Origin of the sequence: Pseudomonas sp. PS01270 (genome assembly GCF_029959775.1) — a bacterium.
In the GTDB taxonomy this organism is placed as follows: domain Bacteria; phylum Pseudomonadota; class Gammaproteobacteria; order Pseudomonadales; family Pseudomonadaceae; genus Aquipseudomonas; species Aquipseudomonas atacamensis.
Genome location: NZ_JASCPT010000024.1, coordinates 1 through 23,379, shown reverse-complemented (window position 1 = coordinate 23,379; position 23,379 = coordinate 1). Strand labels below are relative to the sequence as shown.

Sequence of the window (23,379 nt, the reverse complement as noted above, 5' to 3'; positions counted from 1 at the left end):
AAGGCTGCGATCTTTTGCTTTAGAGAGGGGCAGGCTCTTGCGCCGGTTTCGACTTGTCGATCGCCGGCACATGCAGGTTGCCCTCGGCCACCTGATCGCCTTCAAGCTGCGGCTGGGTTACCCAAGTCAGAATGTCGTAGTAGCGACGAATGTTCGCCACGAAGTGCACCGGTTCGCCACCGCGGGCGTAACCGTAGCGGGTCTTGCTGTACCACTGCTTCTGCGAAAGGCGCGGCAGGATCTTTTTCACGTCCAGCCACTTGTCCGGGTTCAAGCCTTCCTTCGCCGCCAGTTTGCGCGCGTCATCCAGATGGCCGCTGCCGACGTTGTACGCCGCCAGGGCGAACCAGGTGCGATCCGGTTCCTGGATCGAATCGTCTAGCTGATCCTTCATATAAGCCAGGTACTTGGCGCCGCCCATGATGCTCTGCTTGGGGTCGAGGCGGTTCGATACGCCCATCGCCTGCGCGGTGTTCTGGGTCAGCATCATCAAGCCGCGTACGCCGGTTTTCGAGGTCACCGTCGGCTGCCACAGGGATTCCTGATAACCGATGGCGGCCAGCAGGCGCCAGTCGACTTTCTCTTTCTTCGCGTAATTCTTGAAGTGCTGTTCGTATTTCGGCAGACGCTGCTGCAAGTGCTGGGCGAAGGTGGTGGCGCCCATGTAGCCAAGCACATCGACGTGGCCGTAATAGCGATCTTTCAGGCGTTGCAGGGTGCCGTTCTTCTGCACCTTGTCCAGATAGGCGTTGATTTCATTGAGCAGGCTGTTGTCTTCGCCCGGGCCCACCGCCCAGCTCTGACTGCGCGCGTCGCCGAGGTCGAAGGCCACGCGGATGTTGGTGAAGTACACCTGATTCATCGCCACTTCGTTGGAGTCGACCAGTGTCAGGTCGATCTGGCCCTCATCGACCATGCGCAGCAGATCGACCACTTCAACCGCGTCGGATTCTTCGTATTCGATGCCGGGATATTTCTGTTTCAGCGCGGCCAGTTGCTCGGCGTGGGTGCTGCCCTTGAGCACGGTGATCTTCTTGCCGACCAGATCCGCCGGATCGGTGGGCCGCGACTGGCCGTTGCGGTAGATGATTTGCGGGGTGACTTCGAGGTAGGAGTGGGAGAACCGCACCTGCTTCTTGCGTTCATCGCTGCTGACCAGACCGGCGGCCGCGAGTACCGGGCCGTTTGGCTTGCCGACCTGGTTGAACAGGTCATCGAGATTGTCGGCCGTCTCGATCTTCAATTCGACGCCCAAATCGTCGGCGAAGCGCTTCACCAGCTCGTATTCGAAGCCGGTTTCACCGCTGCGATCCTGAAAGTAGGTGGCGGGGCTGTTGCGGGTAACCACGCGCAGCACACCGTCCTCCTTTACGCGCTCGAGTGTGTTGGGTTTATCAACACAGCCACCGAGCACCAGGAAGAGTCCGGTTGCGATCAGCCATTTGGCGTATCGCGGACGCAAAGCCGTTGGGAAAAACATCTGCGCAGTATACGCAAACGGCCACGGGCGCCATATCTCGACAGCGTAGGACTAGTCTGCTAGCGATCACAAAATCGAACGAAATCCCTTGAATACGGGCCTTCAGGGCATTTTGTTACAGTAAAAATAAGCCATGCTGAAACGCTCGATTTACCTGACCCCGAAGGCAGAAACACAGATTGCTACCCGAGTGCAACCGTGCGTAGCGTTTCGGGTGATGTTGAGGTCGGTTTAGGCTAGAATGCACGGCCTCAAAGCACACCCCTTCCCGAGGCTGTCCCGAAGATGTTGATCCTGCGCGGCGCTCCTGCCCTTTCTGCCTTTCGCCACAGCAAACTCCTTGAGCAACTGAGCCAGAAGGTTCCAGCTGTCAGTGGCCTGTATGCTGAATTCGCTCACTTCGCCGAAGTCACCGGCGTCCTGACCGGCGACGAACAGCAGGTGCTAGCGCGCCTTCTGAAGTACGGCCCAAGTGTTCCGGTTCAAGAGCCTACCGGCCGTCTGTTTCTGGTGTTGCCGCGTTTCGGCACCATCTCGCCGTGGTCGAGCAAGGCCAGCGACATCGCCCGCAACTGCGGCCTGAGCAAGATCCAGCGTCTGGAACGCGGTATCGCCTTCTATGTTGCAGGGCAGTTCAGCGAAGCCGAAGCCCAGCTGATTTCGGACGCGCTGCATGACCGCATGACCCAGATCGTGCTGGCCAACCTCGAACAGGCCGCCGGTCTGTTCAGCCATGCCGAGCCGAAGCCGCTGACCGCCATCGACATCCTCGGTGGCGGCCGCGCCGCGCTGGAAAAGGCCAACACCGAGCTGGGCCTGGCCCTGGCCGAAGACGAGATCGACTATCTGGTCAACGCCTTCAACGGTCTCAAGCGCAACCCGCACGACATCGAACTGATGATGTTTGCCCAGGCCAACTCCGAGCACTGCCGCCACAAGATCTTCAACGCCAGTTGGGACATTGACGGCCAGAGCCAGGAAAAAAGCCTGTTCGGCATGATCAAGAACACCTATCAGATGCACAGCGAAGGCGTGTTGTCCGCTTACAAGGACAACGCTTCGGTGATCGTCGGCAACGTTGCCGGCCGCTTTTTCCCGAATCCTGAAACCCGCCAGTACGGCGCGGTGCAGGAGCCGGTGCACATCCTGATGAAGGTTGAAACCCACAACCACCCGACCGCGATTGCGCCGTTCCCGGGCGCATCCACCGGTTCCGGTGGCGAGATCCGTGACGAAGGTGCAACCGGTCGCGGCGCCAAGCCAAAGGCCGGCCTGACCGGTTTCACCGTATCGAACCTGCAGATCCCGGGCTTCGAACAGCCGTGGGAAGTGCCGTACGGCAAGCCTGAGCGCATCGTCACCGCGCTGGACATCATGATCGAAGGCCCGCTCGGCGGTGCTGCGTTCAACAACGAATTCGGTCGTCCGGCGCTGACCGGCTATTTCCGTACCTTCGAACAGTCGATCACCACTCCGCACGGTGACGAAGTGCGCGGTTATCACAAGCCGATCATGCTCGCTGGCGGCATGGGCAACATCCGCGAAGAACACGTCAAGAAAGGCGAGATCGTGGTCGGCTCCAAGCTGATCGTGCTCGGCGGCCCGGCGATGTTGATCGGTCTCGGTGGCGGCGCGGCTTCGTCGATGGCCACCGGCACCAGCTCGGCGGATCTGGATTTTGCTTCCGTGCAGCGTGAGAACCCTGAAATGGAGCGTCGTTGCCAGGAAGTCATCGACCGTTGCTGGCAACTGGGCGACAAGAACCCGATCAGCTTCATCCACGACGTCGGCGCGGGCGGTCTGTCCAATGCCTTCCCGGAACTGGTCAACGACGGCGATCGCGGTGGCCGTTTCGAACTGCGCAACATCCCGAATGACGAGCCGGGCATGGCCCCGCACGAAATCTGGTCGAACGAATCCCAGGAACGTTACGTGCTGGCAGTCGGCCCGGAAGACTTCGAGCGCTTCCAGGCGATCTGCGAACGCGAGCGTTGCCCGTTTGCCGTGGTCGGAGAAGCCACTGCCGAACCGCAATTGACCGTCACCGACAGCCACTTCGGCAACAACCCGGTGGACATGCCGCTGGAAGTGTTGCTGGGCAAGGCGCCGCGCATGCACCGTTCGGTGGTTCGCGAAGCCGAGCTGGGCGATGACTTCGATCCGTCGAACCTCGACATCAGCGAGTCCATCGAACGCGTTCTGCATCATCCGGCCGTGGCCAGCAAAAGCTTCCTGATCACCATCGGCGACCGCACCATCACCGGTCTCGTCGCCCGTGACCAGATGGTCGGCCCATGGCAAGTGCCGGTGGCCGACGTTGCCGTCACCGCCACCAGTTTCGACGTCTACACCGGTGAAGCCATGGCGATGGGCGAGCGTACTCCGCTGGCGCTGCTGGACGCGCCGGCCTCGGGCCGCATGGCCATCGGCGAAACCATCACCAACATTGCCGCCTCGCGCATCAACAAGCTCTCCGACATCAAACTGTCGGCGAACTGGATGTCGGCGGCCGGTCACCCGGGCGAAGACGCGCGTTTGTATGACACCGTGAAAGCGGTCGGCATGGAGCTGTGCCCTGAGCTGGGCATCACCATTCCGGTGGGCAAGGACTCGATGTCCATGGCCACGCGCTGGAATGACAACGGCGAAGACAAGACCGTCACTTCGCCGATGTCGCTGATCGTCACCGGTTTCGCGCCAGTGGCTGACATCCGTCAGACCCTGACCCCGGAACTGCGCATGGACAAGGGCACCACCGACCTGATCCTGATCGATCTCGGTCGCGGCCAGAACCGCATGGGTGCATCGATCCTCGCGCAAGTCCACGGCAAACTCGGCCAGCATGCACCGGACGTCGATGACGCCGAAGACCTGAAGGCCTTCTTCGCGGTGATCCAGGGCCTCAACGCCGACGGTCACCTGCTGGCCTACCACGACCGTTCCGACGGTGGTCTGCTGACTTCCGTGGTGGAAATGGCCTTCGCCGGCCACTGCGGTCTGAGCCTGAACCTGGACAGCGTTGCCGAATCCGCTTCGGAAATCGCCGCGATCCTGTTCAACGAAGAACTCGGTGCGGTGATCCAGGTTCGTCAGGACGCCACCCCGGACATCCTCGCGCAATTCAGCGCCGCCGGTCTGGGCGACTGCGTGTCGGTGATCGGTCAGCCGATCAACAATGGCCAGATCAACATCACCTTCAACGGTGACACCGTGTTCGAAGGCCAGCGTCGTCTGCTGCAACGTCAGTGGGCCGAGACCAGCTACCAGATCCAGCGTCTGCGCGACAACGCCGACTGCGCCGAGCAGGAATTCGACGCGCTGCTGGAAGAAGACAACCCGGGCCTGAGCGTCAAGCTCAGCTACGACGTCAATCAGGACATCGCCGCGCCTTACATCAAGAAAGGCATCCGCCCACAGGTTGCCGTGCTGCGTGAGCAGGGCGTCAACGGTCAGGTGGAAATGGCCGCCGCGTTCGACCGCGCCGGTTTCAGCGCGATCGACGTGCACATGAGCGATATCCTCGCCGGTCGTGTCGACCTCAACGAGTTCAAAGGCCTGGTGGCCTGCGGTGGTTTCTCCTACGGCGACGTGCTCGGCGCCGGTGAAGGCTGGGCCAAGTCGGCGCTGTTCAACAGCCGCGCCCGCGATGCGTTCCAGGGCTTCTTCGAACGTAACGACAGCTTCACGCTGGGCGTGTGCAACGGTTGCCAGATGATGTCCAACCTGCACGAGCTGATCCCGGGCAGCGAGTTCTGGCCGCACTTCGTGCGCAACCGCTCCGAGCAGTTCGAAGCGCGGGTGGCGATGGTGCAGATCCAGGAATCGAACTCGATCTTCCTGCAGGGCATGGCCGGTTCGCGCATGCCGATCGCCATCGCCCACGGTGAAGGGCATGCCGAGTTCGCCAGCGAAGAAGCACTGCTGGAAGCCGATCTGTCCGGTTGCGTGGCGATGCGTTTTGTCGACAACCACGGCAAGGTCACCGAAGCCTATCCGGCCAACCCGAACGGCTCGCCGCGCGGGATCACCGGCCTCACCAGCCGTGACGGTCGCGTGACGATCATGATGCCGCACCCGGAGCGTGTGTTCCGTGCGGTGCAGAACTCGTGGCGTTCGGAAGACTGGAACGAAGACGCGCCGTGGATGCGCATGTTCCGTAACGCTCGCGTGTGGGTTAACTGATCGTCGTGTACAAGCTGGCGTTTTTTGTTCCTGACAGTCATGTCGAGGTGGTCAAAGGGGCTGTGTTCGCTGCCGGTGGTGGGCGGATCGGTGACTATGACCACTGTGCGTGGCAGGTGCTTGGCCTGGGCCAGTTTCGACCGTTGGACGGCAGTCAGCCGTTTATTGGTCAGGCGGGGCAGGTCGAGCGGGTTGAGGAATGGAAGGTTGAGCTTGTTGTTGCGGATGAGTTGATTGTGGCTGTTGTGGCGGCGTTGAAGCTCAGTCATCCGTATGAGACGCCGGCTTATGAGGTGTGGCGGCTGGAGGATTTCTGATCTTCTTTGCTGCTGGAACGGGAGACCCGCAGATGAGTGATTGTCTGCGGGTTTTTTGTTGGCCTTGGTTTTATTTGGATTTGGGTGAATATCCGTTGCTTCGGGTGTGGCGGCTGGCGGTTTCGCCCTTACGGCGACTTACTTTTTTACAAGCGCCTAAAAAAGTAAGCAAAAAACGCTAGCTCCTGCGTTCGGCCCTCGCAGGCTCGGGTTCCTTCGCTCCGGGACTGATCCGGGCGCAGCGGCTACGGTTTGCTTCGCTGCACCTCCTTCCGCTGTGTTCGACTTCGTCGAACGGTCGCTGCGCTCCCACGCCCGGATCAATCCCTCCACTCAGTCTTCCGACGTCGCCGGTGGATCAAGATCAAGAGCAGGCGAGCTGACACTCGGCCTATTGAGTGGTGAAAAGCGTGTGTGTCCGGCTTTTGATTTGTGTTGTTGCTGCCCCTCACCCCAGCCCTCTTCCGAGGGAGAGGGGGCCGATTTTGTGTGGTTTGCAAATCCTGAGTTCAACTCGGACTTTCACGTCGGCGTACCTCGCCTGAACAACTCGGTCAGTCCCCTCTCCCTCTGGGAGAGGGCTAGGGTGAGGGTGGCGATCTGGAGTGTGTTTAAAGCGGTATCTGAGTTCGCAGAACCTTCCCACAAGGTTTTCAGGTTGTCCGTCGGACGTGCGATCTCTAGTCTTTTCCCGTCGCTGCGAATCAGCGATCGGGAGTGAGATCCCCGGATAGCTTGCAACTGGCGCCAGCACCACGATAATTGGCACCAGCTCAATCTGCTGCCTGCTTTATGGCGGCTGTGTGCGGGCAGACTTCGGTCTGGCCGGTTGCCTGCTCCGGTGGATCTCACCTCGCACATAGCTGCCACCTATTCGCCGCGTGAGATCCGGCGATCGATGGCTGCCCATCAGCATCAGCAGGAGAAGCATTGTGGATAAAATCGTTCCCGATCCACCATACGAACCCACCCCCCTCGAACAAACCATCCGCGCCGACGACCTCGCGAAAAACCGCGAAGCGATCAAGCGCGCTCTGGATTTTTACCTGTGTCCGCAGCCGAGCAAGGCGCGCCCGCCCGGCACCCTGTTTCTGATCCAGCCCGACGTCGACACCGAAACCCTGCTCGCCCACGCCTGTGAATCCCTCGCTTCAGCCAACACCCTGGCCAGTGATTTCGCCGATCAGTTGGGGCGACCGCAGCGTAATACGGCGCTGGCGATTCAGCAGATCATCATGCTCGCTGAGCTGGCGGTGAACCGTGCGCTGGATCGGGTTGATCCGTAGGCGTAAAAAAACCACCGGGCCGTTAAGCCCGGTGGTTTTCCACGACGTGCAATCGCGTGGATGTCACGTCACCTGTGTCAGCTTGACGTCCGTTACAAGCATGTCGACCAAGGTTCGCAGGTATTTGAAGCTCTGATCTTTTTTCCCCCAGCGATCAATGAAGAACAGACCTTTGTCATTGATCTGAATCGGCGTCTCAACGATCTCGCCGGACCTGGATCTATGCACCACACTGGCTTTGCGGGTATCTGCATTTTCGATCAGGAATTGGCCCTGTCGAGTCAGTCTGCTGCGACTGACAGACGGAGGCGCAGCAGGCTTTTTCGTGCCGGGGACGGCCACCTCCATCACAAAGTCGCTGCTCAAGGCCCTCACGTTGGCCTCGTGCTGGCCGCTGACAAATTCCCATGTACCGCGATGAATATCCCTGGCCAGCTCGGGGGCGGTGTCGCGCACGTGCAGGCTGACGGCTGAAAGTGTATCGGCCAGACCTGGCACGCCGAGGTTGTAATTGGTGTGCGCACTGCCGATGAGGGCCACCCATTTATGCGGGCCGTTGGCCAGTTGATCAGCCTCGATCACTCGGGTTGCAAAATAGCTGAACATCTCGTTTCGCGAGACTGCTTTGTCATGCAGGCCCTTGAGGTGGTAGGACGCTGTGCAATCGATCGCTCTGATGCGGATGTTGTATTTGGCTGCTGCCTGGTAGAGCTCCGTGTAGGTATCGCTCCCACCGTAAGCCATCATGTGCCCTCGGTCCTGACGATGCAGGTACGCCTTCAGCCTGTCCGGCATACGTTGGGTTCGCAAAAAAATGTCGAGATCGGCCTGGTGCAGATCGGTGAACAGGTGCTCGACATACAACGTGTCATAGCCTGCTTTCTTGAGCGCTTTCATGTGCTTTTTCAGCAGCGCTTTGCTCGCCACATCGGCATGGGCTTCGCCGATCAGCAGATTCAAGCGTCCGTCGGCCAGCTGCCGCAGAAAAGCCTCGAATGTGCAATCGGAGGTGAGCACCGGCAGGATCGGCGCATCGGGAGGGACGTAGTCGGTGAAGGCGTCTCTGGCGGTTTTTTCCAGGCGCTTGCGCTGGGCGATGAAAGCCTCGTAGGCCGTTCTTTCACTGGAGATCGTCGGGGTGTAATTCGAGTCCATGGAGTAGGGCTTATGCAACATTTCAGCGATATCGTCACGCAGCGGCAAAGCCACATCGAAATCGCTGAAGTGGTCAACGGCGCTAGCTGCGGCGGGCGGCCTGGAGACGGGTAGAGGTGCCTTGTAGGTGCTCGGCATCTGTACCAGGAAATCACCTTGCGCAGTCGCATCGCCGGCGATGGCGCCGGGTGTATCCCTGCCTATGCGTGCCGGTTGATACAGGTCGATGTCTTCAACACGCACGGCTACGGCCTCGTGCAGATCGGCCAGGCCCGGCGTGTTGTCGAACGTGGTCATGCGCGACTGTTCGGTCAGGGCAATCCAGCGCTCTTCGCCAACTTCGGCCACATCGCTGGCAAGCGCCTTGTGCGAATAGAAGTTTCTGATGGAGTTGTTTCGCGGGGTCAGCGGCGAGACCTCGGACATCACCATGATCCCTTCGAGTTTATAGCTGGCCGAGCCGTCTAGCGCATGGATGCTCATGCCTTTTTCCCGGGCCCTGCGCACCAGCGCCAGGTAAGAAAAAGCTGCGTCCGGCGCATACCCCATGGCTTTGTCGAGCGCCTTCAGATGTTTCTTGATATGAAACCAGGAGCCGTTCCTGTTGAGCTTTTCCAGTTTGAGATGAAACACGTCACCCGGCAGGTATTCGAGAAAGAGATGCTTGTAGCCGTTCGCCACGAGGGCGTCGAGATGCTCGATCAATAACTGTTTGCTGGCGATTGAACCAGGTTGTGCACCGATCACCAGGTTTTTTGCGGCGAATGCTTCGCTGCCGATCAACTGTGCGAATGAGGTACTGGCGGCAACTGCCGGCACTTCGGCACGGCCGGGCAGCGGTGCGAGCCGGGCAAAATGGCGCGTGGCGTCTTTGGTGAGTTTTTCGACCTGTTCCAGATAGGCTGTGCGTACATCGCTCAACTGATCGACCACCCGGGCCATGATGGTCTGCCGCGGGATACCCATGTCGCTCAGTTGCAGCAATGCCTCGCGCGATTGCGGCACCAGCAACGTTTCGACGCGCTCGCGGTAGTCGATCGCGACTCCATAATCTTTGTGCGGACCGGGTGTATCGGGTACAGCTTCGTATTTCGGTGCCCCGCCGGACAGGCCGCTGCGCACCATCACCCCGTCGGAATTGCGTACGGTCAGAATGCCGGTCGAAAGCAGTCCGGAGCCATTCGGATCCGGGCGGTAGAGCAAATAACGGCCCAGCGCGTCCGGGTTGTTACTGGCGTAATACGACTGTCCTCTGAAAGCGACCGCCTGCATATCGTCCCAGACGGGTTCAGTGGCCATTTGATCGACCAATGCCAGAGCACTCTGTTGCTCATTGCCGGCAGTGGCGACAGTCTGACGCAACGGGCGCCGGACGGGCTTGAGTGACCGTAGCGCCGGACGCAGATCCGTCAGCACCGCGCCGGCACTGTTGAACAGACAACCGAGCAAGTGCCGGAACGCTTCGTTGTTGTTGCCCTGACGATAGGCATGCAGGGCGAGCATCGCGTCCTTGAAGGCCAGCAACAGGCCGGTGCTCAGGCTCAACAGCGGGAAGGGCGCGGTGGCGATGGCCGCGACCCACTCAACGCTCGTCCAGATCAGGCCGGCGATCATTTCGCTACGACTGGTGGTGGTCGCGTGGACGTTGTCGATCCGCCGTTGCAGCTTCATGTCATAGAGCGCGGTAGGCAGGTCGCTGACGGCGTCAGCCGGTCGCATCGAGTCGTAGCGGGCGGGGCTGGGGGTGGTTTTGTTGAGGTCTTTGGGCAGCTTCTTGCGGATGTTGTCCAGATGCGTGCGCACCCGGGTCTGGGCGCTGATACCCACGCGCGAGGTGAAGTACTCGACCATGCCCGATTGCAGCAGCAGATAATTGAACAGGCGCGCTTCACGAAAACGCACGCCGTCCGGCGCGTCCGGCGTATACAGCAGAACCGGATTACTGCCATGGCTGAACAGCCAGGTATCGATCACCCATTCGCCATCGATCATCAACCGGTGGATCGGGTACTTCGTCCGCGTCTGCCCCGACGTTTGATCCATGCTGGTGATGCTTTGCTGGAGCCATTGCAGGTCGCTGCTGGCGATATGTCCTTGCAGCTGGCATTCCAGCGCGGCGCTTTGCATCTGGCGCTGAGTGATCGCCAGCGTCGCGTTGCGGCGGAACGCGTAGCCTTCGCTCTGGGAATTCTGCAGCTCCTTTTTGACTTTGTCGGTATAGCGTTGGCCGATCCACACCCCTGTGACCGAGCGCGCGACATTCTGCGCGGTCAGGCTGCTGATATCGATGCCTTGCGGACCTCTGAAGCGCGCCGAGCGTGAAAATTTCTGCTCGAGAAAACCCACGCCGTCGGCATAGCCGTCGCGATACAGCCGGGTATAGGTCAACGGCTTTGGTGTCCATGAGGGCACGATCGATTTTGGCGAGTAGGCCCAGACGGTATCAGGATCGACGTCATTGGCCGCACGTTTGAGCAAGCGGTTCAGGCTGAGCTTCGCTTGCTCGTGCACGTAGGCGTCAAATGTCTGGAAACGCCCGCCCGACAGCGGATGTTGCTTGAATGCGAGCAGTGCGCCCTCGGCGTCGTCGCTCAGCGTCGTCAGTTGTCGGCGATTGGCCGCAGTGGTCGAGCGATACCACACCGGTGTGCTGAAATCGTAATCATCGATGCGTGTGGCGAGCATGTGTTCAGCCATTGCTTTGAGGCAATCGAGATGGTTGCCGAGGTGATCGAAAGTCACCTTCTGGTGCTCCGCTGCTTCCGGTTTGAAGCTCAGCCCCGACAGGACTTTGCGCAGAGCAGGACGAAAGCGCATCGGTGCGCGGCTGACCAGGTAACCGGCCATGGTTTGGGCGGCGTCACTCTGCTTGGCCCACGACAACACATGGGCCTGACATTCGCGCTCACTGTCAAAGGCCTCGAACTGGCGATCGCGTGGGGCTTGTGGCGTGCATAGCAGAACGCGTTTGAGCGCACCGGTCTGATCGTTCTGACGCAGCACCCAAAGGTCTTGGAGTTGCGCACCGTGCAAGCACAGCGTGGCGGCGCGCAACTGTGAATCGCTGCCGCTGCGCAGGCGCTGGATCATTTGCAGGTCGCTGTCGAGCAGGTGCCCTTGCAGCGCTGCGGTATGGGCGAGCGCGACGATGCGCTGATCGAGCATCTGCTCAATGGCAGGTTTGATTGCGGAGCTTGCCTGCATCTGCGTTTGCAAACGTGCGAAGTCGACGCGCGGTTCCAGCTCCAGTGCTTGCTTGATCACCCAGGCGGGCGTCACGTCCGCGTACTCGTCGGCTAGCGGCAGGTCGTTGTAAGTCAGCCGGGTGTGGCTGAGAAACTCCGAGCCAGGCAACTCATCGCCGGTGTGCGGGCCGCGCAGGGTCAGCTCGAGCAGGTTGCGCTTGTGCACATATACGTCGTATCCCGGTACCCGCCGGTCGGTGGTGATTTGCAGGTTGTCCGGTTGCAGATCGTCGATTTGCAGATCATCACTCAGACGCTCCAGCCATTGCTGGCGGGCCACGGCCATCAGACTGACCGCCGGGCCCATCAGGTCAAGCAGGTTTTGCCGGGCCTGATTGTAGTTGCCCAGGTGCAACGCCAGTTCGGCCCGCTTGGCGGCGTCGGCGCTGCGGTACCAGTCCGGGGCGCTGTTGCGCAAATGCCGTTCGAACAGGGTTTGTGCCTGAAGGGCCAGACGCGGAGTGAGATCCGGCAGCGCAGCGCCGATGGCGCGCTCCAGCTCGGCGATCAAGCGGGCGGGATCCTGCTGCGGGTTAGCGGCGAAACTCAGTGCATATTCGATATCCAGGGTGCGTTTTTCGATCAAGGCATCGTAGATGTGTTCGAACAGCGGTTGGCTGTCGATGGGCGCCAGCTGCAATGGCCAGATTCCTGCTGTACCGACATCGTGGTAGCGGCTGGGCAGCAGCTGCATCAACTCGCCACGGCTGATGCTGTGCTTCATGGTCTCGAGCAGATGGGCGTCGAGATCAGCCAGGGAATTGAACAGCTCCAGGCCCCTGGCGGGCGTGAACAACACGACGAAGCCCGCGCTCTGGTCGGTCAGCAGATCGCTGACTTTCGGGGTGTCGTTTTGCGTAACAACAAAGGCCCCGGCGAGCTCGACGGTGGTTTGCTGATAAGTGAACTGCAACGCATACATGGCCGGACGCAAGAGCGGGCCCAGCGCCAGTTTCTTCATCAGCTCACCAGCCTGCGGGTGCAACAGGCGATCCTTGACGGCTTGTTGCGCCTCGTACTCGAGCGCGGTGAAACCGGCGTCGTATTTAAGGAAGGTTTTTGCCGGTTTGCCGTCGATCTGGTCACGCAGATCCATGTTGATCAGTTGCGTGCTGAGGCGCACCTTCAGCGTGGCGATCAGTTGCTTGCCTGCCTCGCTTTGCAGGTCGCTGGTTGCCAGCGCCTGATAGAGCGCGCGACTGCGTTGCAGGTAGCCGTCGCGATAGGTTTTCAGCTGCTCTTCGAGACGTTTGAGATGAGCCTGCTCGGTGCTCGGTTTGTGCTCTGGCAACAGCGGCGTTTCAGTGTTGAAGAGCAGACGGCCGATCTGGTTGAGATCGTTTTTGATCTCATCGGGTGTGGGTGCGTTGGGGGTGCTCATGGGCACGATTTCCATGCTGGGGATGAAGGGCCAGCATGGCGAGCGGGGCGTGGAGGAGGGTGGTATTCATGTATTGTGCGCGGGCCGGATTTTCCCCGCCCGCCCCAGCCCTCCTGTTACCCGCGCAGATCAAACCTGCGCGCTGACCTCCCCGCGACTCAGCAATGTCTCGATCGCCCCGCTCAAACTCGCGGCCTTGTCCCCCACCAGCAAATGCCAGACGCCGCCGTCCAACTGGCTGACACCCAAGCAGCCGAGCGCTTTGAGCTGCGCATCGGACAATGCCTTGGCATCGGCCAGTTGCAGGCGAATGCGGGTCATGGCGATGCAATCGAGTTGCAGCACATTGTCGCGACCGCCCAGTGCATCCAGCCATTGCTGTGCCTCGTTGCGGGTAAGCGCAACGGTCTTCGGCTCATCGGTAATGACTGCGGTTTCCACCAACGCTGTTCGGCCCAGCGCAGGCATGGCCAAGCGAATCTCATCGGCGATGCTGTCAGCCAACGGCCCGACCACGACCTGCAAACTGCCGCCCTTGCCCGGGCGCACCACCGCCATCGCGCCCAACGCTTTCAGCTCGGCATCCGAGGCCTTGTTGCGGTCGACCATCTCCAGGCGCAGTCGGGTCGTGCACGCACCGACGGTGAGCAGATTCTCTGCGCCGCCCAAGGCTTTGATATACGCACTGGCGCGTTCGGTTTCCGAAAGCACGGCTTTTTCTGCCGTGGCCACGTCTTCGCGCCCCGGCGTCTTCAGATTGAAGCGGCGGATACAGAAGTCGAAGACCAGGTAATAGATGACCGCATAAGCCAGCCCGACCGGCACCACCAGCCAGCCATTGGTCGACTTGCCCCAGCCGAGAATCATGTCGATGAAGCCACCGGAAAAGGTGAAGCCCAGATGAATGTTCAGGCCGTTGGTGATCGCCATCGACAGCCCGGTCAGCAGCGCGTGCAGCAGGAACAGCAGCGGCGCGAGAAACATGAAGGCGAATTCGATTGGCTCGGTCACACCGGTCAGAAACGAGGTCAGCGCCATCGACAGGAAGATCCCGCCCATCACCTTGCGCCGCTCCGGCAAAGCGTTGCGGTACATCGCCAGGCACGCGGCGGGCAGGCCGAAGACCATCATCGGGAACATGCCGGTCATGAACTGGCCGCCCTTCGGATCGCCGGCAAAATACCGCGACAGATCGCCGGTCACCAAGGCGCCCGTGGTCGGGTCGGTGAAGTTGCCGAAGACGAACCACGCCATGTTGTTGAGGATGTGGTGCAGGCCGGTGACGATCAGCAGGCGGTTGAACACGCCGAAGACGAAGGCGCCGAGGCTGCCGCTTTCCATCATCAGCGCGCCGAACGCGTTGATGCCCTGCTGGATCGGCGGCCAGATATAGCCGAACAGCACGCCCAGACCCACCGCCGCGAACCCGGTGACGATCGGCACAAAACGCCGGCCACCGAAGAACGCCAGATACTCCGGCAGCTTGATGTCCTTGAAGCGGTTGTACAGCGCACCGGCCATCAGGCCGCTGACGATCCCGGCGAGCATGCCCATGTTGATCGTCGAGTCGAGCACCTTGAGCGTGGAGATCATCACCAGATAACCGATCACTCCGGCGAGGCCGGCGGTGCCGTTGTTGTCCTTGGCAAAACCGACGGCGATGCCGATGGCAAAGATCATCGCCAGGTTGGCGAAGATCACTTGCCCGGCATCGTGGATGATCGCGATGTTCAACAGGTCGGTGTCGCCCAGGCGCAGCAGCAGGCCGGCAATCGGCAGGATCGCGATCGGCAGCATCAGCGCGCGGCCCAGGCGTTGCAGGCCTTCGATGAAGAGTTGGTACATGGCGTTTGTCCTTTTTGTTTTTGTTAGCGCAGAGGCCAATGTTGATGACAGGCGTGGCGAACGGCGGCGGCGCTGGACAGCTTGAGCAGGTCGCGGCTCAGGCGCTGACATTCGGCTTCATGCAACTGACGTACGCGGTCCTTGATTTCACCGATCTGCACCGGGCTCACCGACAGTTCGGTGACGCCCAGACCCACCAGCACCGGCGTCGCCAACGGGTCGGAGGCGAGGGCGCCGCAGACACCGACCCAGCGCTTGTGCACCGCCGCGCCTTCGCAGGTCATGGCGATCAGACGCAGCAACGCGGGGTGCAGGGCATCGACCCGCGCCGCCAGCCCGGCGTGGTCGCGGTCCATGGCCAGGGTGTATTGCGACAGATCGTTGGTGCCGATCGAGAGGAAGTCGGCGTGTTCGGCCAGTTGTTCGGCTTGCAGCGCGGCGGCGGGGACTTCGATCATCACGCCGATTTCCGGGCGCTCGGCAATGCCCAGTTCAAGCCGCAGTGCATCGACGCGCTGGCGGATGTGCAGCAGTTCGTCGACCTCGGTGACCATCGGCAACAGAATCCGGCAACGCGACAACGGCTTGACCTGCAACAGCGCGCGCAGTTGCTGATCGAGAATTTCCGGCCGCGCCTGGGCCAGACGAATGCCGCGCAGACCGAGCACCGGGTTGGCCTCGGCGGGCAGCGGCAGGTAGTCGAGTTGCTTGTCGCCACCGACGTCGATGGTGCGGATGATCACCGACTTGTCGCCCATGGCATCGATCACCGCTTGATAGGCGCTGCGCTGTTCTTCGACGTCCGGTGCCGTCTGGCGATCGACGAAGAGAAACTCGGTGCGCAACAGGCCGACGCCATCGGCACCGTTGGCAAAAGCGTCTGCCGCTTCGTTGCTCGAGGCGACATTGGCGACCACTTCGATGTGCACGCCATTGCGCGTTTCAGCGGGCAAATGGGCCTTGGCCTGTTGGCTGTCGCGGCGCTGCTGGCGCTGGATTTGTGCCTGTTGCACTTCGCTCAGGCGCTCGGCGTTTGGCGTCAATTCGAGGCGCCCGTCGTCAGCGTCGAGTACCACGGCCTGATCTTGCGGCTGCTCAAGCAATTGCGCGCCCAAAGCGACGATGCACGGCAGACCTTTGCCGCGCGCCAGAATCGCTACGTGCGAGGTCGCGCCGCCCTCGGCCATGCACAACCCGGCGACACCTTGCGCGCTGAGTTGCAGCAGATCCGATGGCGTCAGTTCATGGGCGGCAACGATGGCGCCGGCCGGCACCTGGTATTGCCAGGCCTCGCCAAGCAGGGCGCGCAGCATGCGTTGCTTGAGGTCGCGCAAATCGTTGGCACGTTCGGCCAGCAGCGGACTGCCGGTGCCTTGGAGCATGTCGCACTGGGTGTCGATCGACTGACTCCAAGCGTGCGTCGCAGCGGTGCCTTGTGCGATGAATTGCTGCGCGGCGTCGAGCAGGGCCGGGTCTTCGAGCAGCGCCATGTGTGCGGCGAAGATCGCTTCTTCGTCGGCGTTCTTGTGCTTTTTCGCCTGGGCGAGGGTGGCGGCGATTTCGCTGCGCACCGCGTTCAATGCCGTTTCAAGCGTCAGCTGCTGTTGCTCTGGATCGTGATGGCCCGCATCTGCCGGCAAGGTGATCGCGTTCAAGCGAAACAACGGCCCGGCGACCAGCCCCGGCGCCGCGCAAACACCGTGCAACACGCCAGCCTCGGCCGGGCGTTTCAGCGCGGCTGTGGTGGTCGGCGCTTGCCCGTGATGATCGTCCGGCAGCGCCGTGGCCAATGCGCTGAGCAGAGCTTGCAATGCGGCATCGGCGTCCGGCCCCTGACAACTGACCTGCACCACATCCTGCTCACCAATCGCCAGCCCCATCAAACCGATCAGACTGTTGCACGGCGCCGATTTGCCGTTGAAATGCAGCTGTGAGTGGCTGCTGAAACCCTGGGCGGTCTGGCGGATCAGCGCAGCCGGGCGCGCATGCAGGCCGCCGCGATGAGCGACCTGCACTTGACCACGAACCTCAGGCCCATCGCTTATATCGGTATTCGCCGCCACCACATTGCGCGCGATGATGTGCAGCAACGGCTCGCCGACTTTCACCGCCTTGAGGGTGATCGGCCGCACTTGAAAATCCGCGCTGTTGGTCAGGATCAACAGGCTGACCAGGCTTTTGCAGTGCAGGCCGACCTTGTCCAGGTCATAGCGCAGCAGCGGCTGACCAAGGCTGACGCGATCGCTTTCCTTGACCAGCATGGCGAAACCTTCGCCGTTCAGTTCAACGGTGTCGAGGCCCAAATGCAGGAGGATTTCCGCACCGTTGTCGGCGCGCACGGTCACCGCGTGGCTGCTGCGCGCAACGTGGATGACCACGCCGGCGCAGGGCGAATACAGCGTGTCGTTGAGCGGGTCGATGGCGATGCCGTCGCCCATCGCGCCACTGGCGAACACCGCGTCCGGGACGTTGGCGAGCGTCAGCACCGGGCCGCTGAGCGGGGCGCTGAGGGTCAGCTCTTTATTGTTGTCGGGCATGGCTGGGTCTCATCAGGTGTGCAGTCAGTCGGACTTAATGCGTGCGGGTCACTTTGCTCAAATGGCGCGGCTGATCCGGGTCCATGCCCCGCGCCACGGCCAGGCCTGCGGCCATCACGTAAAAGCTCTGGATCGCCAGAATCGGGTCGAGGGCCGGGTGTTCGGCGCGGGTCAAGGTCAGGTCGCGTTCGTTGACGTCATCTGGCGCGGCGAGCAAGACCCGGGCGCCGCGCTGGCGCATTTCCGCCGCCAGGCTCAGCAGGCCGGCCTGCTCGGCACCGCGCGGGGCGAACACCAGCAGCGGATAGTGTTCGTCGATCAGTGCCATCGGCCCATGACGGACTTCGGCACTGCTGAACGCTTCGGCCTGAATCGCCGAGGTTTCCTTGAACTTCAGCGCCGCTTCCTGGGCAATCGCGAAACCGGCGCCACGGCCGATCACCATCAGGCGCTCGCAATCGCGCAGGGCTTCGATGGCCACGCTCCAGTCCTGTTTCGCCGCTTCGCGCAGGCCTTCTGGCAGCGCATCGTGGGCTTGCAGCAATTCGCTGTCCTCTTTCCAGTGCGCGATCAAACGCGCGCTGGCGCTGAGAGTGGCGATAAAGCTTTTGGTCGCGGCGACGCTGCTTTCAGTCCCGGCAAGCAGCGGCAGGCTGAATTCACACGCTGCCTCCAGTGGCGAGTCGGCAGCGTTAACCATCGACACGCTCAGCGCGCCACGCTTGCGCAACAGGCGCAGGCTGTTGACCAGATCCGGGCTCTGTCCCGACTGCGAAAACGCGAACGCGACCTGACCGCTGACTTTCAGCGGCGCCTGCTGCATGGTCACCACCGACATCGGCAACGAGGCCACCGGCACGCCCAGTTGCTGCATGGTCAGGTAGGCGAAGTAGCTCGCCGCGTGGTCGGAACTGCCACGGGCGACGGTCATCGCCACTTGCGGTGGCTGCCGGCGCAGACGCCCGGCGATCTCGATCATCGGCGCGTCGAGCTGTTGCAGTTGGGCTTGCACGGCCTCGAACGAGGACAGCGCCTCTTCAAGCATTTTTGAAGTCAATGTCTTCTCCTTCGACCATGACGGCGGTCAGTGTGAGTGAGCGATCGAGCCGCACGCAGTCGGCCCAGGCGCCGGGGACAAGGCGCCCGCGTTCGGTCATGCCGAGGTAGTCGGCGGGAAATTGCGACAGACGCTGCGAGGCTTCGGCGATCGGCAAACCGATCTTGACCAGATTGCGCAGGGCCTGATCCATGGTCAGGGTGCTGCCGGCCAGCGTGCCGTCGGGCAGGCGCACGCCGCCCAGGCATTTGGTCACGGTGTGGCTGCCAAGCTTGTATTCACCGTCGGGCATGCCGGCGGCGGCGGTCGAATCGGTGACGCAATACAGGCACGGGATCGAACGCAGGGCCACGCGGATGGCGCCGGGATGCACGTGCAGCAGATCGGGAATCAGCTCGGCGTATTTGGCGTGGGCCAGTGCTGCGCCGACGATGCCCGGCTCGCGGTGATGCAGCGGGCTCATGGCGTTATAGAGGTGGGTGAAACTGCTGGCACCGGCAGCCAGCGCGGCCACGCCTTCCTCGTAGCTGCCGAGGGTGTGCCCGATCTGCATGCGGATGCCCCGACTGCTCAGCTCACGGATCAACGCATCGTGACCGGCGATTTCCGGGGCAATGGTGATGACGCGGATCGGCGCCAGCCCCAGATATTCTTCAACTTCGGCCATCAACGCGGTGTGGGCGAAGTTCGGTTGAGCGCCGAGTTTTCCCGGGTTGATGTAAGGGCCTTCAAGGTGCACGCCGAGAACACGCGCGGCGCCTTTCGGACGCTGTTCGCAGAATTGTCCTACCTCTTTCAGGACATTTGAGATCTCCGCACTCGGCGCAGTCATTGTCGTGGCCAACAGCGAAGTGGTGCCGAAACGCACGTGGGTTTTGCTGATGGTTTCGAAGGCTTCGGCGCCTTCCATGATGTCTTTGCCACCGCCGCCATGCACATGCAGGTCGATGAAACCCGGCAGCAGATAGGGCAGATCGTTAGTGGCCGGGTCGCAGGGCACGCCTTCGATCGACACGACCTTGCCGTGTTCGTGAATCAGCCGGCCGCGAACCCAGCCGCTGGCGGTGAGGATGTTGTCTTCGGACATTTTCGTTCTCGCTTGGGGCCGCTCTCAGCGACGCGGCTCTTTATCTACGAAGCTCTGCAACAAAGTCGTAGTAGTCGTTGCGGCAATAGGTGTCGGTGACTTCGATCGGCGTGTTGTCTTCCAGATAGCCGACCCGGGTCATCAGCAGCATGGCGGTGCCGGGGGCGATGCCGACCAGTGCGGCGAATTCGTCCGAGGCGTTGATTGCCTGGATGTGCTGAAGGGCGCGGACGATCGGTTTGCCGATGCCGTCGAGGTATTCGTAAAGCGAATCGCCCACCGCTTGCGGCCTGGGCATGATCGAGGCGGGCAGGGTGCTCATTTCGATCGCCATGACCGTGTCATCGGCTTTGCGCAGGCGCTTCATGCGCGCCACCTTGTCATTCGGCGACAGGCCGAGGCGGATCAATTCTTCGTGGGTCGGCAGGGTGATCTCCCGCTCCAGCCATTTCGAGCTCGGCACGAAACCTTTCAGGCGCAGCATTTCGCTGAAGCCGGACAGACGCGACAGCGGTTGTTCCAAGCGTGGGGTGATGAACGTGCCCGAGCCTTGCAGGCGGCGGATCAGGCCTTGCTCGAGCAAGACTTCCAGCGCCTTGCGTGCGGTGACCCGGGAGATGCCGAGCTGGTCGCTGAGATTGCGCTCGGACGGCATCGCCTGTTCGGCCTTCCACTGCCCGGCATGAATCGCCGCTTCCAGATTGCGCGCCAGTTGCAAGTACAGCGGCGTCGGCTGGGAGTCATCGGGACGTAGGGTTTGAAGGTCGTTCATGTAGGTCGTTTCCGTCGCGAGTATAGGATTGTTGTGGCTCGCTTGTGCGACGGAAGCTAATACCACTTGAATACCATGTCAACGCGATGAAATGGCGTCTGACCCAATGGATTGGCGGGTTTCAGGGGGCAGTGTTTAAAGTGGTATTAGTGATGGCCCATAAAAAGCAAAAGATCGCAGCCTGCGACAGCTTCTACAGTTGAGAGTGGTATCACCCCTGTAGGCGCTGTCGCAGGCTGCGATCTTTTGAATTATTTTTTTTGCGGGTGACCAGCGGTCGAGGTTACGGACGAATCTCGATCATCGTGCCGTCCGGTACCAGATTCCACACTTCACGCATGTCGACGTTGCGCATGGCGATGCAGCCGTCGGTCCAGTCGAGGGTGTGGAACAACTGCTCAGGGTTGTCTGCCGAATCCGGAGTGCCGTGGATCATGATCATCCCGCCAGGCTCGACACCTTCACGGCGTGCGCGGGCGGCATCGCTGATGTTCGGGTAGGAGATGTGCATCGACAGGTTGAATTTCTCGCTGGTCTTGCGCCAGTCGATCCAATAGAAACCTTCGGGTGTGCGTTTGTCGCCCTCGATCAGTTTCGGGCCTTTCTTCGCGCCCTTGCCCAAGGAGATGCGATAGGTCTTCAGCGGCTTGCCGTCGGCAATCAACTGCAGTTGGTGGGCCGATTTCAGTACCAGGACTTTTTCGATCAATGGAGTGTTCGAGGGCGTCACGGTGGTCACGAATGACGCTTGCGAAACGCTGACGAACGACAGGCACAACAGGGCAAGCAACCAACGCATTGAAACGATTCCCCAAGAATGACGCAGACACATAGTGATAGATGCAGGTGTGGTTATCGGCAGGGTGCCGCGAAGCTCAAGTGATCGCCGGCTGCACCAGTGGCGGAATCGACTCCGAACGCACCGGATAAACCTCGCTGCGCCGATCGGCAAAGAAGCATTCCAGCGTGCGCCCGACCGTGCGGAAAGCCAGCTCGTCCCAGGGAATGTCGGCTTCTTCGAACAGCTGCACTTCAAGGCTTTCCGGCCCGGCCGCATACTGCAGATCGGCCAGTTCGGCGCGGAAGAACACATGCACCTGGCTGATGTGCGGCACGTCGATCAGCGTGTAGATGCTCAGGTTGCGCACCCGGGCGCAGGCTTCTTCGGCGGTTTCGCGGATGGCGGCCTGCTCGATGGTCTCGCCGTTTTCCATGAAGCCGGCAGGCAGCGTCCAGTAACCGAGACGCGGCTCGATGGCGCGGCGGCAGAGCAGCACTTTCGTCCCCCAGGTCGGCACGCAACCGGCGACGATATTGGGGTTCTGGTAGTGAATGGTCTGACAGCTGTCGCAGACAAATCGCAGCCGCGAGTCGCCTTCGGGAATGCGCTGGGTGACCGGGTTACCGCAGTGGCTGCAAAATTTCATGCTCGGGTTCCTGAATGCTGCGCCTATCTTGGCGTGCAGCGGGGCCGGTCGGCAAGTTGTCGTTTCGCGACACGACGGGTTTCGGGGGCTTGGGCGCTCGCTTTGATTGGTGCATGATGCGGAGCAAGGCACCGATCGAGAACACTCATGCTGGACGAGCTACTGCATAGGGTAAGCAACCACACACCGCGTACGCTGGAGACCGACGCACGTTTCCCCGAAGCCGCCGTGCTGGTGCCGATCACCCGCAGTGACGAACCGGAACTGGTCCTGACCCTGCGCGCCAGCGGGCTTTCGACCCATGGCGGCGAAGTTGCCTTCCCCGGAGGGCGCCGCGACCCGGAAGATCCGGACCTCATATTCACCGCGCTGCGCGAAGCCGAGGAAGAGATCGGCCTGCCACCGGGCCTGGTCGAAGTCATCGGCCCGCTAAGCCCGCTGATTTCCCTGCACGGCATCAAGGTAACGCCGTATGTCGGCGTGATTCCCGACTTTGTCGAATACCAGCCCAATGATGCCGAGATCGCCGCCGTCTTCAGCGTGCCGCTGGAATTCTTCCGCAAGGACCCGCGTGAGCATACCCATCGCATCGATTATCAGGGCCGCAGTTGGTACGTGCCGAGCTATCGCTTCGGCGAGTACAAGATCTGGGGTCTGACGGCGATCATGATCGTCGAGTTGATCAACCTGCTCTATGACGCCAAAATCAGCCTGCACCGACCGCCGAAAAGCTTTATCGATACCTGAGCCGTCGTTCGAACGGCCGTGAGCCCTGAGGAAAACAAGATGAAATACCGCCTGGGCGACGCCCGTGTCGAAACCCATCCACAGAGCTGGGTCGCGCCCAATGCCGTGCTGGTGGGCAAGGTTCGCCTGGAAGAGGGCGCCAACGTCTGGTTCAACGCTGTGTTGCGCGGCGACAACGAACTGATCCTCATCGGCAAGAACAGCAACGTGCAGGACGGTACGGTGATGCACACCGACATGGGCTATCCACTGACCATCGGTACCGGCGTGACCATCGGCCACAACGCGATGCTTCACGGTTGCACTGTCGGCGATTACAGCCTGATCGGTATCAACGCGGTGATTCTCAACGGCGCGAAGATCGGCAGGAACTGCATCATCGGCGCCAATTCGCTGATCGGCGAAGGCAAGGAAATTCCCGACGGTTCGCTGGTGATGGGCTCGCCGGGCAAGGTCGTGCGTGAACTGACCGAGGCGCAAAAGAAGATGCTCGAAGCCAGCGCCGCGCACTATGTGCATAACTCGCGGCGTTACGCCCGCGATCTGGTCGAGCAGGAACAATGACCACTATCGAACGACCCGTCGCCTCGCCGTGCGTGAATATTTGCGCGCTGGACGAAGAAGATGTTTGCACCGGGTGCCAGCGCACGGTCGCAGAAATCACCCGCTGGGGCCGCATGACCAATGACGAGCGCCGGGTGGTGCTGGGGTTGTGTCATGAACGGGCGAAGGCGAGTGGATTGGTCTGGATGATTCCCGCGAAGTCAGGCGTCTGAACCACCGCTTTCGCGAGCAGGCTCGCTCCCACCTTGAAAATCCATTCCACTGTGGGAGCGAGCCTGCTCGCGAAGACGTCGGTCC

At 61.3% G+C, this 23,379-nt stretch carries 15 protein-coding genes; 6 read left to right on the top strand and 9 right to left on the bottom strand.

What is annotated here, in order from left to right; genetic code table 11:
- Positions 1–19: 19 nt before the first annotated feature.
- On the bottom strand, positions 20–1,480 hold the full coding sequence (gene mltF / locus QMX86_RS10125) for a membrane-bound lytic murein transglycosylase MltF (protein WP_024011704.1): 1,461 nt from the start codon (positions 1,478–1,480) through the stop codon (positions 20–22).
- A 285-nt stretch (positions 1,481–1,765) separates the two neighbouring features.
- On the opposite strand from mltF, the gene purL reads away from it, so the two are divergent.
- The 3 genes from purL (at position 1,766) to QMX86_RS10110 (ending at position 7,265) form a co-directional block, all read left to right on the top strand.
- Entirely contained in the window at positions 1,766–5,662 is a 3,897-nt protein-coding gene (purL, locus tag QMX86_RS10120) for a phosphoribosylformylglycinamidine synthase (protein ID WP_073473626.1), read from the top strand.
- A 5-nt stretch (positions 5,663–5,667) separates the two neighbouring features.
- The gene (locus tag QMX86_RS10115; RefSeq protein ID WP_016771558.1) at positions 5,668–5,979 is read left to right on the top strand and encodes a YqfO family protein; all 312 of its coding nucleotides are present in this window, start codon (positions 5,668–5,670) and stop codon (positions 5,977–5,979) included.
- A gap of 932 nt (positions 5,980–6,911) precedes the next feature.
- Positions 6,912–7,265, top strand: a complete 354-nt coding sequence (locus tag QMX86_RS10110) for a DUF6124 family protein (protein ID WP_016771557.1) — start codon at positions 6,912–6,914, stop codon at positions 7,263–7,265.
- A gap of 63 nt (positions 7,266–7,328) precedes the next feature.
- On the opposite strand, the gene QMX86_RS10105 is transcribed toward QMX86_RS10110, so the two are convergent.
- The 8 genes from QMX86_RS10105 to QMX86_RS10070 form a co-directional block, all read right to left on the bottom strand.
- Entirely contained in the window at positions 7,329–13,046 is a 5,718-nt protein-coding gene (locus tag QMX86_RS10105; protein WP_282390390.1) for a membrane-targeted effector domain-containing toxin, read from the bottom strand.
- A 129-nt stretch (positions 13,047–13,175) separates the two neighbouring features.
- Positions 13,176–14,891, bottom strand: a complete 1,716-nt coding sequence (gene nagE / locus QMX86_RS10100) for an N-acetylglucosamine-specific PTS transporter subunit IIBC (RefSeq protein ID WP_282384198.1) — start codon at positions 14,889–14,891, stop codon at positions 13,176–13,178.
- 23 nt (positions 14,892–14,914) lie between these two features.
- Positions 14,915–17,428, bottom strand: coding sequence for a phosphoenolpyruvate--protein phosphotransferase (ptsP, locus tag QMX86_RS10095; RefSeq protein ID WP_282384196.1), 2,514 nt, complete (start codon positions 17,426–17,428; stop codon positions 14,915–14,917).
- A 34-nt stretch (positions 17,429–17,462) separates the two neighbouring features.
- The gene (locus QMX86_RS10090) at positions 17,463–18,485 is read right to left on the bottom strand and encodes an SIS domain-containing protein (protein ID WP_095180442.1); all 1,023 of its coding nucleotides are present in this window, start codon (positions 18,483–18,485) and stop codon (positions 17,463–17,465) included.
- The gene (gene nagA / locus QMX86_RS10085; RefSeq protein ID WP_282384190.1) at positions 18,466–19,572 is read right to left on the bottom strand and encodes an N-acetylglucosamine-6-phosphate deacetylase; all 1,107 of its coding nucleotides are present in this window, start codon (positions 19,570–19,572) and stop codon (positions 18,466–18,468) included. Before nagA ends, QMX86_RS10090 begins: the two co-directional genes overlap by 20 nt.
- A gap of 40 nt (positions 19,573–19,612) precedes the next feature.
- On the bottom strand, positions 19,613–20,344 hold the full coding sequence (locus QMX86_RS10080; protein ID WP_016771550.1) for a GntR family transcriptional regulator: 732 nt from the start codon (positions 20,342–20,344) through the stop codon (positions 19,613–19,615).
- Between the two features lie 283 nt (positions 20,345–20,627).
- Positions 20,628–21,143 carry a L,D-transpeptidase family protein gene (locus QMX86_RS10075; RefSeq protein WP_016771549.1) on the bottom strand — a complete coding sequence of 172 codons (516 nt, stop codon included), beginning with the start codon at positions 21,141–21,143 and terminating at the stop codon, positions 20,628–20,630.
- Positions 21,144–21,219: 76 nt separating this feature from the next.
- Positions 21,220–21,771 carry an NUDIX hydrolase gene (locus QMX86_RS10070; protein WP_016771548.1) on the bottom strand — a complete coding sequence of 184 codons (552 nt, stop codon included), beginning with the start codon at positions 21,769–21,771 and terminating at the stop codon, positions 21,220–21,222.
- Between the two features lie 147 nt (positions 21,772–21,918).
- Here QMX86_RS10070 and QMX86_RS10065 point away from each other — a divergent pair, with 147 nt between their 5' ends.
- Genes QMX86_RS10065 through QMX86_RS10055 form a run of 3 tightly spaced genes read left to right on the top strand, consistent with a single transcriptional unit; the run spans position 21,919 to position 23,294 of the window.
- Positions 21,919–22,518, top strand: coding sequence for a CoA pyrophosphatase (locus tag QMX86_RS10065; RefSeq protein ID WP_016771547.1), 600 nt, complete (start codon positions 21,919–21,921; stop codon positions 22,516–22,518).
- Positions 22,519–22,557: 39 nt separating this feature from the next.
- Positions 22,558–23,082: a gamma carbonic anhydrase family protein gene (locus QMX86_RS10060; protein ID WP_282384187.1), complete on the top strand. Its 525-nt coding sequence runs from the start codon at positions 22,558–22,560 to the stop codon at positions 23,080–23,082.
- The gene (locus QMX86_RS10055; protein WP_122880357.1) at positions 23,079–23,294 is read left to right on the top strand and encodes a DUF1289 domain-containing protein; all 216 of its coding nucleotides are present in this window, start codon (positions 23,079–23,081) and stop codon (positions 23,292–23,294) included. Before QMX86_RS10060 ends, QMX86_RS10055 begins: the two co-directional genes overlap by 4 nt.
- The last annotated feature ends 85 nt before the right edge of the window (positions 23,295–23,379 follow it).

What these genes read in the sequence shown, in the direction of transcription:
- mltF (WP_024011704.1), bottom strand. Translation starts at nt 1,480, where the DNA reads ATGTTTTTCCCAACGGCTTTGCGTCCGCGATACGCCAAATGGCTGATC.
- purL (WP_073473626.1), top strand. Translation starts at nt 1,766, where the DNA reads ATGTTGATCCTGCGCGGCGCTCCTGCCCTTTCTGCCTTTCGCCACAGC.
- QMX86_RS10105 (WP_282390390.1), bottom strand. Translation starts at nt 13,046, where the DNA reads ATGAGCACCCCCAACGCACCCACACCCGATGAGATCAAAAACGATCTC.
- nagE (WP_282384198.1), bottom strand. Translation starts at nt 14,891, where the DNA reads ATGTACCAACTCTTCATCGAAGGCCTGCAACGCCTGGGCCGCGCGCTG.
- ptsP (WP_282384196.1), bottom strand. Translation starts at nt 17,428, where the DNA reads ATGCCCGACAACAATAAAGAGCTGACCCTCAGCGCCCCGCTCAGCGGC.
- nagA (WP_282384190.1), bottom strand. Translation starts at nt 19,572, where the DNA reads ATGTCCGAAGACAACATCCTCACCGCCAGCGGCTGGGTTCGCGGCCGG.
- QMX86_RS10080 (WP_016771550.1), bottom strand. Translation starts at nt 20,344, where the DNA reads ATGAACGACCTTCAAACCCTACGTCCCGATGACTCCCAGCCGACGCCG.
- QMX86_RS10075 (WP_016771549.1), bottom strand. Translation starts at nt 21,143, where the DNA reads ATGCGTTGGTTGCTTGCCCTGTTGTGCCTGTCGTTCGTCAGCGTTTCG.
- QMX86_RS10070 (WP_016771548.1), bottom strand. Translation starts at nt 21,771, where the DNA reads ATGAAATTTTGCAGCCACTGCGGTAACCCGGTCACCCAGCGCATTCCC.
- QMX86_RS10065 (WP_016771547.1), top strand. Translation starts at nt 21,919, where the DNA reads ATGCTGGACGAGCTACTGCATAGGGTAAGCAACCACACACCGCGTACG.
- QMX86_RS10060 (WP_282384187.1), top strand. Translation starts at nt 22,558, where the DNA reads ATGAAATACCGCCTGGGCGACGCCCGTGTCGAAACCCATCCACAGAGC.
- QMX86_RS10055 (WP_122880357.1), top strand. Translation starts at nt 23,079, where the DNA reads ATGACCACTATCGAACGACCCGTCGCCTCGCCGTGCGTGAATATTTGC.